The 13,597-nt window shown below is 68.1% G+C and carries 13 protein-coding genes; 7 read left to right on the plus strand and 6 right to left on the minus strand.

The features are described from left to right. Positions 1-88 precede the first annotated feature (88 nt). From argS to ACK6C6_RS24005, 7 genes are read left to right on the plus strand one after another with little or no spacing between them, the layout of a single operon-like run. Positions 89-1,828 (plus strand): arginine--tRNA ligase, encoded by a 1,740-nt coding sequence (gene argS, locus ACK6C6_RS23975; RefSeq protein WP_409269644.1) that lies wholly within the window; start codon positions 89-91, stop codon positions 1,826-1,828. 7 nt (positions 1,829-1,835) lie between these two features. Next, positions 1,836-2,519, plus strand: a complete 684-nt coding sequence (locus ACK6C6_RS23980; protein ID WP_409269645.1) for an SPOR domain-containing protein — start codon at positions 1,836-1,838, stop codon at positions 2,517-2,519. A gap of 27 nt (positions 2,520-2,546) precedes the next feature. Continuing rightward, positions 2,547-3,212 carry a thiol:disulfide interchange protein DsbA/DsbL gene (locus ACK6C6_RS23985; RefSeq protein WP_409269647.1) on the plus strand — a complete coding sequence of 222 codons (666 nt, stop codon included), beginning with the start codon at positions 2,547-2,549 and terminating at the stop codon, positions 3,210-3,212. Then, positions 3,209-3,994, plus strand: coding sequence for an SDR family oxidoreductase (locus tag ACK6C6_RS23990; RefSeq protein WP_409269648.1), 786 nt, complete (start codon positions 3,209-3,211; stop codon positions 3,992-3,994). The genes ACK6C6_RS23985 and ACK6C6_RS23990 overlap by 4 nt, the downstream gene beginning before the upstream one ends. Next, on the plus strand, positions 3,991-4,764 hold the full coding sequence (locus ACK6C6_RS23995; RefSeq protein WP_409269650.1) for a biotin--[acetyl-CoA-carboxylase] ligase: 774 nt from the start codon (positions 3,991-3,993) through the stop codon (positions 4,762-4,764). Before ACK6C6_RS23990 ends, ACK6C6_RS23995 begins: the two co-directional genes overlap by 4 nt. Positions 4,765-4,771: 7 nt before the next feature. Beyond that, positions 4,772-5,512 carry a type III pantothenate kinase gene (locus ACK6C6_RS24000; protein ID WP_409269651.1) on the plus strand — a complete coding sequence of 247 codons (741 nt, stop codon included), beginning with the start codon at positions 4,772-4,774 and terminating at the stop codon, positions 5,510-5,512. A 16-nt stretch (positions 5,513-5,528) separates the two neighbouring features. Continuing rightward, positions 5,529-6,227: an SPOR domain-containing protein gene (locus tag ACK6C6_RS24005; protein WP_409269653.1), complete on the plus strand. Its 699-nt coding sequence runs from the start codon at positions 5,529-5,531 to the stop codon at positions 6,225-6,227. A gap of 69 nt (positions 6,228-6,296) precedes the next feature. Here ACK6C6_RS24005 and ACK6C6_RS24010 read toward each other — a convergent pair whose 3' ends face one another. From ACK6C6_RS24010 to ACK6C6_RS24035, 6 genes are all read right to left on the minus strand, one after another. Then, complete coding sequence (locus ACK6C6_RS24010) at positions 6,297-7,295, minus strand: septal ring lytic transglycosylase RlpA family protein (protein ID WP_409269655.1); 999 nt, start codon at positions 7,293-7,295, stop codon at positions 6,297-6,299. 17 nt (positions 7,296-7,312) lie between these two features. After that, on the minus strand, positions 7,313-8,428 hold the full coding sequence (rodA, locus tag ACK6C6_RS24015; protein ID WP_209589670.1) for a rod shape-determining protein RodA: 1,116 nt from the start codon (positions 8,426-8,428) through the stop codon (positions 7,313-7,315). Positions 8,429-8,431: 3 nt separating this feature from the next. Then, complete coding sequence (gene mrdA, locus ACK6C6_RS24020; protein WP_209589671.1) at positions 8,432-10,432, minus strand: penicillin-binding protein 2; 2,001 nt, start codon at positions 10,430-10,432, stop codon at positions 8,432-8,434. A 25-nt stretch (positions 10,433-10,457) separates the two neighbouring features. Further along, the gene (gene mreD / locus ACK6C6_RS24025; protein WP_027865857.1) at positions 10,458-10,976 is read right to left on the minus strand and encodes a rod shape-determining protein MreD; all 519 of its coding nucleotides are present in this window, start codon (positions 10,974-10,976) and stop codon (positions 10,458-10,460) included. Next, the gene (mreC, locus tag ACK6C6_RS24030; RefSeq protein ID WP_409269657.1) at positions 10,976-12,178 is read right to left on the minus strand and encodes a rod shape-determining protein MreC; all 1,203 of its coding nucleotides are present in this window, start codon (positions 12,176-12,178) and stop codon (positions 10,976-10,978) included. The genes mreD and mreC overlap by 1 nt, the downstream gene beginning before the upstream one ends. A gap of 122 nt (positions 12,179-12,300) precedes the next feature. Continuing rightward, positions 12,301-13,344, minus strand: a complete 1,044-nt coding sequence (locus tag ACK6C6_RS24035; RefSeq protein WP_027865858.1) for a rod shape-determining protein — start codon at positions 13,342-13,344, stop codon at positions 12,301-12,303. Between the last annotated feature and the right edge of the window lie 253 nt (positions 13,345-13,597).

A 13,597-nucleotide genomic window follows, 5' to 3' on the forward strand; every position in this document is an offset into this window, starting at 1 on the left:
TGAACATATTGCGCGATGCGCCAAACCAGTATAATGATCGCTGTTTGCCTGTCCGCAGGCCCGCCATTTTTATCAGATCGACATCCCCATGCTCGCCCAACAAAAACAACAGATCGTTGCCCTGTTCCAGGCCGCCCTCGCGCCGATCGTCGCCGGCACCGACCTCACTCCCAACGTCGTATTGGAACGTCCACGCGATCCGAGCCACGGCGACATCGCCTGCAACATCGCCATGCAGCTGGCCAAGCCGCTCAAGACCAACCCGCGCGAACTGGCCACCCGCCTGGTCGCCGCCCTGCTCGCCGAGCCTGCTGCCTTCGGCCTGGTCGACTCGGCCGACGTGGCCGGCCCCGGCTTCATCAACCTGCGCGTGGCCGCCGGCGCCAAGCAGTCGGTCGTACGCACCGTGCTCGAACAGGGCGCGGCCTTCGGCCGCGGCAGCGCCGGCAAGGGCCACCACGCCATCATCGAATTCGTCTCGGCCAACCCGACCGGCCCGCTGCACGTGGGCCACGGCCGCCAGGCCGCACTGGGCGACGCCCTGTCCTCGCTGTTCGAAGCGCAGGGCCACGACGTCACCCGCGAGTTCTACTACAACGACGCGGGCGTGCAGATCGCCACCCTGGCCACCTCGGTGCAGGCGCGCGCCAAGGGCTTCAAGCCGGGCGACGCCGAGTGGCCCGAGTCGGCCTACAACGGCGACTACATCGCCGACATCGCCAGCGACTTCCTGGCCAAAAAGACCGTCTCGGCCAGCGACGGCGAGCCGGCCACCGCATCGGGTGACGTGGACGATATCGAATCGATCCGCCGCTTCGCCGTGACCTACCTGCGCAACGAACAGGACCAGGACCTGCAGGCCTTCGGCGTCAAGTTCGACAACTACTACCTCGAGTCCTCGCTGTACGCGGACGGCAAGGTGGAAGCGGCCGTGCAGGCCCTGGTCGACGCCGGCAAGACCTACGAGCAGGAAGGCGCGCTGTGGCTCAAGACCACCGACTACGGCGACGACAAGGACCGCGTGATGCGCAAGTCCGACGGCAGCTACACCTACTTCGTGCCGGACGTGGCCTACCACATCCAGAAATTCCGCCGCGGCTTCGACCAGGCCATCAACGTGCAGGGCAGCGACCACCACGGCACCATCGCGCGCGTGCGCGCCGGCCTGCAGGCGGTGAACATCGGCATCCCGCAGGGCTATCCCGACTACGTGCTGCACAAGATGGTCACCGTGATGAAGAACGGCGAAGAAGTCAAGATCTCCAAGCGCGCCGGCTCCTACGTCACGGTGCGCGACCTGATCGAATGGTCGGGCAACGGCGACGTGACGCGCGGCCGCGACGCGGTGCGCTTCTTCCTCATCTCGCGCAAGGCCGACACCGAATTCGTGTTCGACGTCGACGTCGCGCTCAAGACCTCGGACGAGAACCCGGTGTACTACGTGCAGTACGCCCACGCCCGCATCTGCTCGGCGCTCGCCAACTGGGGCGGCATTGAGGCGCAACTGACTGGCGCCGACCTGTCCCTGCTGACCGAACCGCACGAAGCGAGCCTGCTGGCCAAGCTGTCGGCCTACCCGGAAATGCTGGAGCGCGCGAAGCTCGAGCTGAGCCCGCACCACGTCGCCTTCTACCTGCGCGAACTGGCCGGCGAGCTGCACAGCTACTACTTCGCCCACAAGTGGCTGCTCGACGACAACGAGCCCCTGAAGCTGGCGCGCCTGGCCCTGGCCCTGGCCACCCGCCAGGTGCTCCGCAACGGCCTGGCCCTGATCGGCGTGTCGGCGCCGGCCAAAATGGAACGTGCCCCTACTGAACCACAAGAGTAATCGCAACATGACCGCCATCCGTACCTTCTCCCCGCTGCGCCAGCGCGGCAGCACCCTGACCGGCATCATCATCGGCCTGATCATCGGCCTGGGGATCGCGGTGGCGGTCGCGCTCGTGATCACCAAGGGCCAGTCGCCCTTCACCGACCGTTCCAACAAGATGGGCCGCCCGGCCGACCTCGAGCCGAGCCAGGCGAGCGATCCGAACAAGCCGCTGTACGGCAACCGCGACGCCGCGCGCGAAGCCAACCGCCAGATCGCCGAACGCGCCAACCGCCCTGCGCCGGAACCCGCACCGGCGCCGGCGCCGGCCGCAGCCGACGCCGATCCGCTGGGCCAGGCCATTGCCGGCATGCAGGGCGGCGCGGCACCCGCCGCACCGGCTGCGCCTGCCGCGGCTCCGGCCACTCCGGCCCCGGCAGCCACCGCCGCGGCGCCCGCCGCCGGCGGCGACGGCTACATCTACTACCTGCAGGCCGGCGCCTTCCGCGAGATGTCCGATGCCGAGAACACCCGCGCCAAGCTGGCGCTGCTCGGCTTCGAAGCGGCGATCACCGACCGCAGCACCGACGGCGGCGTGCTGCACCGCGTGCGGGTCGGCCCCTACAACGGCCAGGAGGCCGTGAACAAGGCGCGCGCCAAGCTGCTCGACAGCGGCATCGACGTGGCCGTCGTCCGCAGCCAGCGCTAATCTCTTCCACCCCACCGAAGGATCCGCATGAACCCGCTTCGCCGCCTGATCTGCTGCACCGCCCTGCTCGCCGCGCCCGGCTTCGCTGCCGCCTCTCCCGCAGCACCAAAGGAAGGCGCCGAGTACCAGGTGCTGCCGGAAGCCCAGCCGACCGACAGCGGGCGCAGAATCGAGGTGATCGAGTTCTTCGCCTATTACTGCCCGCACTGCTATTCCTTCGAGCCCTACCTGGCCGACTGGGTCAAGAAACAGGGCGACAACATCGTGTTCCGGCGCGTGCACGTGCCGCGCGGCGCGCAGGTGGCGGCGCAGCAGCGCCTGTTCTTCACGCTCGAATCGCTCGGCCTGCTCGAGCAGTTCCACGGCAAGGTCTTCAATGCCTACCACGTCGAGCGCGTCGGCTTCACCCAGGACGAACAGGTGTTCGACTGGGCCAGCCGCGCCGGCATCGACCGCGCCAAGTTCATCGACACCTACCGCTCCTTCGGCGTGCAGGCCAAGCTGCGCCGCGCGCAGGCAATGATGGAAGCCTACCGCATCACCCACTGGCCGATGATCGCGATCGACGGCCGCTTCCTGACCTCGCCCGGCATGGTCGGCGAATCCGGCAACGTCAGCGGCAACGACGCGCTGCAGGGCACCCTGCAGGTGATGGACACGCTGGTCGCGCGCGCCAAAGCAGACAAGAAGTGAGCTTGCCGGCAGACCGGGTATTCATCACCGGCGCCTCGAGCGGCATCGGCGCGGCGCTGGCACGCGAATACGCGGCGCGCGGCGCATCCCTCGGCCTGCTGGCGCGGCGCCGCACGCTGCTGGAAGAACTCGCCGCCAGCCTCCCCCACCCCGAACGCCACCGCGTCTACGCGGCCGACGTCACCGACCATGACGCCGTGGCCGCCGCTGCCGCCGACTTCATCGCGGCCAAGGGCGGCGCCGACATCGTCATCGCCAGCGCCGGCATCTCGCACGGCACCCTCACTGAGCGCCCCGCCGACCTGGCGGTGTTCGACGCCGTGTTCGCCACGAACGTAAACGCCACCGTCGCCACCTTCGCACCCTTCATCGCTTCCATGAAAGCCCAACAGGGCCCGCGCCGCCTGGTCGGGATCGGCAGCGTGGCGGGCATCCGCGGCATGCGCGGCGCCGGCGCCTACTGCGCCTCCAAGGCCGCGGTGCACAGCTACTGCGAATCGCTGCGCCTGGAACTGCGTGCTTCCGGCATCAAGGTGGTCACCATCGCCCCCGGTTATATCGACACTCCCATGACCCGCAAGAACCGTTTTCCCATGCCCTTCCTGATGCCCGCCGAGCGCTTCGCCGCCCAGGCAGCCAAGGTCATCGCGCGCGGCTCCAGCTACCGCGTGCTGCCCTGGCAGATGGGCGTCGCGGCCAAGCTGCTGCGCCTGCTGCCGAACCCCTTGTTCGATCTCGCCTTCTCGCGTGCCCCGACAAAACAGCGCCAGGGGGAAGCATGAACGCCGCGAAGATCTTTTCCTTGTCCCGCGCCGGTGTCGCGGTGGAGGTCGTGCCGGAGACCGGTTCGACCAACGCCGACCTGCTGGCGCGCGCCGCGCAGCTCAGCGAGCCGCTGCTGCTGGTCGCCGAGCACCAGACCGCGGGCCGCGGACGCGCCGGCCGCAGCTGGCTCTCTTCCAGCGAGAATTCGCTGACCTTTTCGCTGGCCTGGAAGTTCGAAGGCGGCCTGCAGGGGCTCACCGGCCTGCCGCTGGCGATCGGCGTGGCGCTGGGCGACGCGCTGGGGCAGCTCGGCGTGCAGATCCAGCTCAAGTGGCCGAACGACGTGCTCAAGGACGGCGACAAGCTGGCCGGGATCCTGATCGAGACCCAGTCGGCGTCAAGCGACAGCGGCGGCGGCACCTGGGCCGTGATCGGCATCGGCCTGAACCTCGTCATGCCGGACGAAGTGGAAGCGCAACTCGGGCGCAGCGCCGCCGGCGCGCCCTGGCTGGCGCGCATGGACCGCGACCAGCTGATGGCCGCCCTGCTCGACGCCCTGGCCGACGCGCTGCGCCTGTTCGCCAGCCGGGGCTTCGCCGCCTTCAGCGCGCGCTGGAACCTGCGCCATGCCTGGCAGGGCCGCGCCGTCGTCATCCTCGACAACGGCAAGGTGCTGCAGGAAGGCCTGGCGGCGGGCGTCGACGATGCCGGCCGCCTGCTGCTGGACACCGCCGAGGGACGCACGAGCGTGCTGGCGGGCGACGTGTCGCTGCGGCTCAGCGAGTGAGACGGGCATGAACCTGCTGCTGATCGACGCGGGCAATACCCGCATCAAGTGGGCGATCGCGGCGCCCGGCGCCGCGCTGGGCGCCTGGACGCTGACCGACGCGGTCTCGCATGCCGGACTCGATGGCGCCGCCGATACGTGGCGCCGGGCCGGCGTGGCGCGCGCCATCGTCTCGAACGTGGCCGGCGCCGCCGTGCGCGAACGCATCGCCCAGGCGCTGCCGACCGGAATCGCGGTCGAATGGTTCGCCTCCACTCTGGAACGCGCCGGCCTGCAGAACGGCTACCGCAACCCGGGCCAGCTCGGCTGCGACCGCTTCGCCGCCGCCATCGGCGCGCGTGCGCTGGCGCCCGGGCAGGACCTGATCGTGGCGACCTGCGGCACCGCGACCACGGTCGATGCCGTGACGAAGGACGGCCGCTTCATCGGCGGCATGATCCTGCCGGGCCTGGCCCTGATGGCCGGCTCGCTGGCCCGCAATACGGCCCAGTTGCCCCAGGTGAGCCCGGGCGAAGGCCCGGGCGGCGCAGCCCCGCCGCCGGTTTTCGGCGACAACACCGACGACGCGATCGTCTCCGGCGTGCTGTCGGCCCAGGCCGGCGCCATCGAGCGCGCCTACGCAGCGCACGCCGCCACGGCGTGCATCGTTTCCGGCGGCGCGGCGCCTTATATCGCGCCGGTCCTCAAGTTCTCCTGCCTGCTGGTCGATAACATCGTGCTGGTCGGCCTGCACGCGGCGGCCACCTAGGGATGGAGGAGCGCACTTGTTGAAATTCGTATTCTGGGCGCTGCTGGCGCTGAACGCCCTGCTGCTGGCCTACGGCCAAGGCTATCTCGGCACGCTCGAGGGTGGCGAACGCGAGCCGCAGCGCCTGAAGAACCAGCTGGCCCTCGAGCGCATGGTGATGCTCAGCGCGCTTGAAGCGCGCGCGGCCGCCGAGACCGCGGCGGCGCCGGAAGCGCCGCCCGCCGAACCCGTTCCAGCGCCGCAGGTGGAGACGGTCGCCTGCACCCAGGCCGGCGCCTTCGCGGCCGCCGATGCGCGCCGCTTCGAAACCCGCATCGCCCGCCTCGACCTGGGCGCACGCGCCGTGCGCACGGGCGTGCCCTTCCAGGAAATCACCAGCCACCTGGTCTACCTGCCGCCGAACGGCGGCAAGGAAGGCGCCGAGCGTCGCGTGGCCGAGCTGAAGGAAAAAGGCGTGCAGAACTTCTTCGTGATGCAGGGCGACTCGCCGCTCAAATGGGCGGTGTCGCTGGGCGTGTTCAAGACCGAGACCGCCGCGCAGGGTCTGGTGGCGGCGCTCGGCAAACAGGGCGTGCGCGGGGTGCGGGTGCTGCCGCGCGGGCCGCAGGGCACGCGCGCAGCCTGGCAGTTCCGCGACCTGACGCCGGACGAGCGCGCCCGCGTGGCGGGCATTGCCGACGATTTCGCTGGGGTGCAGCTGCGTCCCTGCCGCTGATCGGTCCGGCACGTCCTGGTGCCGAACAATGCAGGCGTTCCGTAGGATGGAAAGATTCTCTGGAAGCGCTTATCGCTTGACGACGATCGGCTTCAGTCCGAACGAGGACGGCACCGCCTGCGCCGCCGCCGCCGCATCCTCGCGGCTGCCGAACGGTCCGCCGTACAGGCGGTTCACCGAACCCACCTTCACCACTTCGAGCTTGCCGACTTCGATGCCGGCATCGATCAGCTTTTCGCTCATGGCTTCCGCGGTGCCGGAGCGGCTGTAGGCGCCGAGCTGGACGTAAAAGCTGCCGCGCGGGACCAGCTTGGGCACCACCTCGGCCACGGCGGCGCTGTCGGTGCGCACGCGGTCTTCCAGCATCAGCGTGGTGATTTCAGGCGGCGCCGATTGCGCTTCGGAAGTGGCGACACGGCGCTCCGAGGCCATGCGGATCGGATCGTCCGGGAACAGGCGCTCGACCTGGACTTCGTGGCTGCCCTTGCCCAGCAGGCCGAGCTTGAGCGCCGCCGTGTAGGACACGTCGACGATGCGGCTGGCGTGGAAGGGACCGCGGTCGTTGATGCGCACCACCACCGATTTGCCGGTTTCGACGCTGGTGATGCGTGCGAAGGAAGGAATCGGCAGCGTCGGATGCGCCGCCGTCATCTTGTACATGTCGTAGAGTTCGCCGGACGAGGTCTTCTGGCCGTGGAACTTCACGCCGTACCAGCTGGCCACGCCACGCTGCACGAAGGGATCCTGGTGCAGGATCGGGGTATAGGTCTGGCCGAACACCGAGTAGGGACGGTTGGCCCAGCGCGAATAGGGTTCGGCCTTGACCACCGCATCGGGCAGGTCCATCAGGCCCGCCGGCGGATTCAGGCCGGGACCATCGTCCTTGTAGTAGCCGCCGCGGCCGGAATTGGCGGGCGGCAGCTTGGGCAGTTCGCCGACCTTCGCCTTGGGATGCTTCCACGGCAAAGGAATCAAGCTTTTGCGTTCGCCGGTGTCGGTGGTGCTGCAGCCGGTGGCGAAGATGGCCAGTGCGATGACCGTGGCAAGTTGTTTTCTTGGAACGGCCATGCGCGGTCCTTGTTAAATTACGTCTGCACTAGTTTACGATGTCTTTGAATGCTCATCAATATACCAGCGCCGAGGCCGAGCGTAATAAAGGCTGTTCCGCCGTAGCTCATGAAAGGTAAGGGAACTCCGACGACGGGCAGGATACCAATCACCATGCCCATGTTGACGAAAGCATAAGTGAAGAACATCATCGTGATCGCCCCGGCCAGCAGGCGCGTGAAGGTGTTCGGCGCATTCGCGGCGATCATCAGTCCGCGCCCGATCAGCAGCAGGTAGACGAACAGCAGGAACAGGTTGCCGACCAGGCCGAATTCCTCCGAATACACGGCGAACACGAAGTCGGTGGTCTGCTCGGGCACGAATTCCAGCGCGCCCTGGGTGCCCTGGCCGTAGCCCTTGCCGAACAGGCCGCCGGAACCGATCGCGATCTCGGACTGGATGATGTGGAAGCCCTTGCCCAGCGGGTCGGAAGTCGGATCGATCAGGGTCATCACCCGTTCGCGCTGGTAGTCGTGCAGCATCGACCAGGCGATCGGCATCGCCGCCGCGGCCGAGACGCCCAGCGCGATGATGGCCTTCCACGGCAGGCCGGCCAGGAAGATCACGTAGAAGCCCGAAGCGAACACCATCAGGCCGGTGCCCAGGTCGGGCTGCTTGGCGATCAGCGTGAACGGGATCAGGAGGATCACCGCCGCGATGAGGTAGTTCTTCCAGGTGCCGGCATTGGCGCGCTGCTGGAAGTACCAGGCCAGCATCAGCGGCGTCGCGATCTTCAGGATTTCGGAGGGCTGGATATCGACGCCCACGTGCAGCCAGCGCCGCGCGCCCTTCTTGATGATGCCGAACATCGCCACCGCGATCAAGAGCGCGACCCCGAAGGTGTAGATCGGCACGGCCAGCCGCATCAGGGTTTGCGGCGGCACGTTGGCGGCGATCCACATGACGGCGAAGGACAGCAGGAAGTTGCGGATCTGGTGCTCGACGCGGTCCGGGAACTCGGCGCCGGCCGAGGCCATGGTGATCAGGCTGGTCATCATCAGCACGAACAGCACCAGGCCGAGCGGCCAGTCGAAGACCGCGAAATAGGGACGCAGGCGGCGCCGCAGCGAGCGGCGTTCTGGAATGTGCGCCATGGCTTATTCCTTTCGTGTGGCGGGGACGCCGGGCGCGCCCGCGGCGGCGGCCTGGATGACCGGGCCCGGCGCGGCGGCCGGTGCGGGCGGTGCGGCTTTCGGCGCCGGCGCGGCTTTCGGTGCCGGCGCCGTCTTCGAGGCCGGCGGCGCCGGACGCTTGCCCAGCAGGTAGTAGTCGAGCGCCTTGCGCGCGATCGGGGCCGCGGCCGCGGCGCCGAAGCCCGCGTTCTCGACGATCAGCGCCAGCGCGATCGTCGGCTTGTCAGCCGGGGCAAAGGCGACGTAGAGCGCATTGTCGCGGTGGCGCTCGTCGATCGCGTGGGCGTTGTACTTGCCGCCCTTGAGGCCGATCACCTGCGCGGTGCCGGTCTTGCCCGCCGAGACGTAGCCGGCGTTGGCGAACACGCGGCGGCCGGTGCCGTTGGAATCCTGGGTCACGCCCACCATGGTTTGCTTGATGAAGTCGATGTTTTCCTGCTTGAGCGGGATGCGCCGGGTTTCCTTCGGCACGGTCTGGGTGCGCTGCTTGGTGGCGCCGTCCTCGATCAGCTTGACCAGGTGCGGCTTCATCACGATGCCGTTGTTGGCCAGGGTCGAGACCGCGTGCGCCAGCTGGATCATGGTGTAGTTGTTGTAGCCCTGCCCGATCGAGATCGAGATGGTGTCGCCGCCCTGCCACCTGCCGGCGGCGCGGCTCTTGAAGCGGTTCGCCTTCCACTCCTTCGATGGCCGCACGCCCGCCTTCTCGTGCTCGAGGTCGATGCCGGTCAGTTCGCCGAAGCCGAACTGCTTCATGAAGTTCGAGATGTTATCGATGCCCATCTCGTTGCCGAGCTGGTAGTAATAGGTGTCGCAGGATTCCACCACCGACTTGTACATGTCGACCACGCCGTGGCCGCCCGGCTTGTCGTCGCGGAAGCGGTGCCCGCCCAGCACGTAGAAGCCGGCGTCGCGGATCGCGTCGGACGGCTTGCGGAAGCCCATTTCGAGCGCGGCCAGCGACATGAAGGGCTTGAAGGTCGATCCCGGCGGGTAGGCGCCCGACAGCGGGCGGTTCATCAGCGGGCGGTCGAGCGAGGTGTTCAGCTCGTTCCAGCTCTGGGTATCGATGCCGTCCACGAACAGGTTCGGGTCGTAGCCCGGGCGCGACACATAGGCCAGCACGTCGCCGGTGGCCGGCTCGATCGCCACCAGCGCGCCGCGCTGCTCGCCGAAGGCTTCCTCGACCACCTTCTGCAGCTCGATGTCGATCGACAGGATCAGGTTGCTGCCCGGCGTCGGCGCCGTGCGCGACAGCGTACGGACGGCGCGCCCGCCTGCTGTGCGCTCGACCTGCTCGTAGCCGGTGATGCCGTGCAAGTGGTTTTCGTACTTCTTCTCCACGCCTTCCTTGCCGATATGCTCGGTGCCGTTGTAGTTGGCATCCAGGCCGTCTTCCTCGAGCTGGGCCTGCTCCTTCTGGTTGATGCGGCCGATGTAGCCGATCACGTGCGAGGCGGTCTCGCCCAGCGGATACTGGCGGAACAGGCGCGCCTGCACCTCCACGCCCGGGAAGCGGAAGCGCTGCGCGGTGAAGCGCGCCACTTCATCGTCGGTCAGGCGGGTGCGCAGCGGCACGCTGGCGAAGCTGCGCGACTCTTCCAGCAGGCGCTTGAAGCGGCGCCGGTCGCGCGCGTCGATCTCGACCAGCTTGGACAGCTCGTCGATGGTCGATTCCAGGTTGGCCTGCAGCTTGGACGGCGTGATCTCGAGCGTATAGGCCGAGTAGTTGCGCGCCAGGACCACGCCGTTGCGGTCGACGATCAGGCCGCGGTTGGGCACGATGGGCACCAGCGCGATGCGGTTGCCCTCGGCCTGCGCGGCGAACTGGTCGTGGCGCAGCACCTGCAGCCAGACGAAGCGCGCCACCAGCAGGCCGAAGCAGATGAAGACGAGCGCCACCAGCGCCGTGAGGCGCATGCGGAACAGGTGGATCTCGCGGTCGTTGTCCTTGAATTCGGTCACAGCGCAGGAAACTCGGTTCGGTCGGTCAGATCGGGCGGGTATGGTCGCGGTCGACCGCGCGGCGCTGCGGCGCCAGCAGCAGCCAGGTAATCACCGGCCACAGGGCGACGGCGACGATGCTCTCGGCGAAGTACAGCACGCCGGGAAAACGGCCCGAGGCGGTGAAGTGGACAAAGAACTGCACCGCCTGCGCCAGCAGCAGCAGCGGCAGCACGTGCATGGCCTGGGTCGTCAGGCGGAACCACAGCACGCGGCGGTGGATCATGATGGCGAGGTAGGACAGCAGGGTATAGGCAAGCGCATTCTCGCCCAGCAGGCTGGCGTCGTGCACGTCCATCAGGAGGCCCATGACGAAGGCGACCCCGATGCCGACCTTGCGCGGCTGGTGGATGCCCCAGAACACCAGCACCAGCGCGACGAAGTCGGGCGCGCCGACCCAGCGGCCCATCGGCAGCAGGTTGAGCATGAAGGCGCACACCAGGCTGAAGGTGATGAACAGCGGGCTGACGGGCAGCAGAATGTAGTGCGGACGGTTACCGGGCATTATTGGCCCTCCCTGTTGGCCGGGCGGACGGCGCTGGCCGGGGCAGTGCCGGCCGGCGCCGGCGCTTGCGCGGCGGTCGCGGCCGGCGGCGTGGCGCCCCCTGCCCTGGCGGCCGGTACGGCGCCCGGGTTGACGGCGGCGGATTGGACCGCCGGAGTACCTGCCTGCGCCGGCGCGGTGGCCGCAGGCGCGGCGCCGGCCTGCTGGTCAGGAGCGGCAGCGGGCGGCCGGGCGGGCTGCGCGGGCACGCCCTGCGGCGGCAGCGGCGCGGGCGCCAGCGGCGGCGCCGGGATCGGGGCCATGTCCGGCAGCTTGCGGCGCGCGGTGGTGGCGGCCGGCTTCGCGTCGGGCGCGGGCTTGGGCGGCAGGTTCGACTGCGACATGATGACCAGCAGCTGGCGGTTGCGGTCGATGCCGCCCAGCGGCTGGCCGACCACGCGCCCAAAGGTGCCGCCGGCCACGCTTTCGACCTGCACCACCTTGGCCACCGCCAGGCCGGCCGGATACATGCCGTCCAGGCCCGAGGTCACCAGCACGTCGCCCACCTGGATGTCGGCATTGGCCACCACGAAGCGCAGGTCGAGCAGGCCGGACTGCCCGCGGCCATAGGCGATGCTGCGCAGGCCGCTGCGCAGCACCTGCACGGGAATCGCCTGGTCGCGGTCGGTCAGGAGCGTGACCTCGGAAGTGAACGGGAACACGCGCGTGACCTGGCCGACCACGCCCGCATGGTCGATCACCGGCAGTCCGGGTACGACGTCGTGGCGCGAGCCGCGGTCGATCACGATGCGGCGCGTCGACGGGTCGCGCGCGTCGTACAGGATCTCGGTCATCTGGGCCTGGACCGGCAGGTGCTGCTTCGCATCCATCAGGCGGCGCAGCTGCGCGTTCTCGGCCATCTGGAGCTGGGCCTGCTGCAGCAGGCGCGACTGCGCCAGCTGCTGGGTCTTGAGCTCGTTCACTTCCTTCTGGAGCGAGGAAATCGAGGAGAAGTAGCCGGCCATGTTGCCGAGCGCCTCGCGCGGCATCAGGGCGGCCATCTGCAGGGGATAGAGGACGGTGGCGGCCACCTGCCGCACCGAGCTCAGGGTCTGGTAGCGGGCGTCGACGACCAGCAGCACGACCGAGATCAGGGCGAAGACGATCGCCTTGACCCGCGCCGGGGCACCCTGTTTGAAAAGCGGCGGAGGACTGTATTCCATGTCCTGGTTGGCGTCCTGTCTAGACCGGGCGGCATGCCAACGTCAAGGCGGGCAGAGGCGCACGATGCTTCCGTGCGCCCTGCCCGCCGAGACGCTTTTAGCGTCGCCCCTGTCCCGTATTCTTATTCGTAGGAGAAGATCGAGCCCAGCTTGTCCATGCGCTCGAGCGCCATGCCCGAGCCGCGCACCACGCAGGTCAGCGGGTCTTCCGCCACCAGCACCGGCAGGCCGGTCTCTTCCATCAGCAGGCGATCCAGGTCGCGCAGCAGCGCGCCGCCGCCGGTCAGCATCATGCCCTTCTCGGCGATGTCGGCGCCCAGTTCCGGCGGAGCCTGTTCCAGGCCGTTCTTGACGGCCGAGACGATGTTGTTGAGCGGGTCGGTCAGGGCTTCCAGGATCTCGTTCGAGGAAATCGTGAACGAGCGCGGGATGCCTTCGGACAGGTTGCGGCCCTTGACTTCCATTTCCTTGACTTCCGAGCCCGGGAAAGCGGACCCTATTGCCTTCTTGATCGCTTCGGCGGTCTGCTCGCCGATCAGCATGCCGTAGTTACGGCGGATATAGTTGACGATGGCTTCGTCGAACTTGTCGCCGCCGACGCGCACCGAACCCTTGTAGACCATGCCGCCCAGCGAGATGATGCCGACTTCGGTGGTGCCGCCGCCGATGTCGACCACCATCGAGCCGGTAGCGTCCGAGACCGGCAGGCCGGCGCCGATCGCGGCCGCCATCGGCTCTTCGATCAGGTAGACCTGCGAGGCGCCGGCGCCGAGCGCCGATTCGCGGATCGCGCGGCGCTCGACCTGGGTCGAACCGCAGGGCACGCAGATGATGATGCGCGGCGACGGGCGGAAGAATTTCGAATCGTGCACCATGCGGATGAACTGCTTCAGCATCTGCTCGGTGACGGTGAAGTCGGCGATCACGCCGTCCTTCATCGGGCGGATGGCTTCTATGTTGCCCGGCACCTTGCCCAGCATCTGCTTGGCTTCCTTGCCGACCGCCTGGATCGTCTTCTTGCCGTTCGGGCCGCCTTCCTGGCGGATCGCGACGACCGACGGCTCGTCCAGGACGATGCCCAGGCCGCGCACGTAGATCAGGGTGTTGGCGGTACCGAGGTCGATCGCCAGGTCATTCGAGAAGTAGCTGCGTAAAGAACCAAACATGTGTGTCCTGATTGCGCGCGGGGCGCGCGTCGAAAATTGATCGGGATTGTCCTCGCCGCACAGGCATTGTGCCTCGCGGTCTTTCCTGCGGCGGGCGGTCTCGCAGCCCGACAGCGCATTAGCCCGCCATTCTACCTTATAATTTGTCGATTAAATGCTGAAAACGGGTGGTTTTACCCCCCATTTCCAACGCGAGATCGGCGGTGTTACCAAGGTTTTATCGGACGTAGCAGACCGTTCGCTGACCGCTTGC

Source organism: Massilia sp. BHUDP2 (assembly GCF_046236355.1).
Lineage (GTDB): Bacteria > Pseudomonadota > Gammaproteobacteria > Burkholderiales > Burkholderiaceae_D > Telluria > Telluria varians.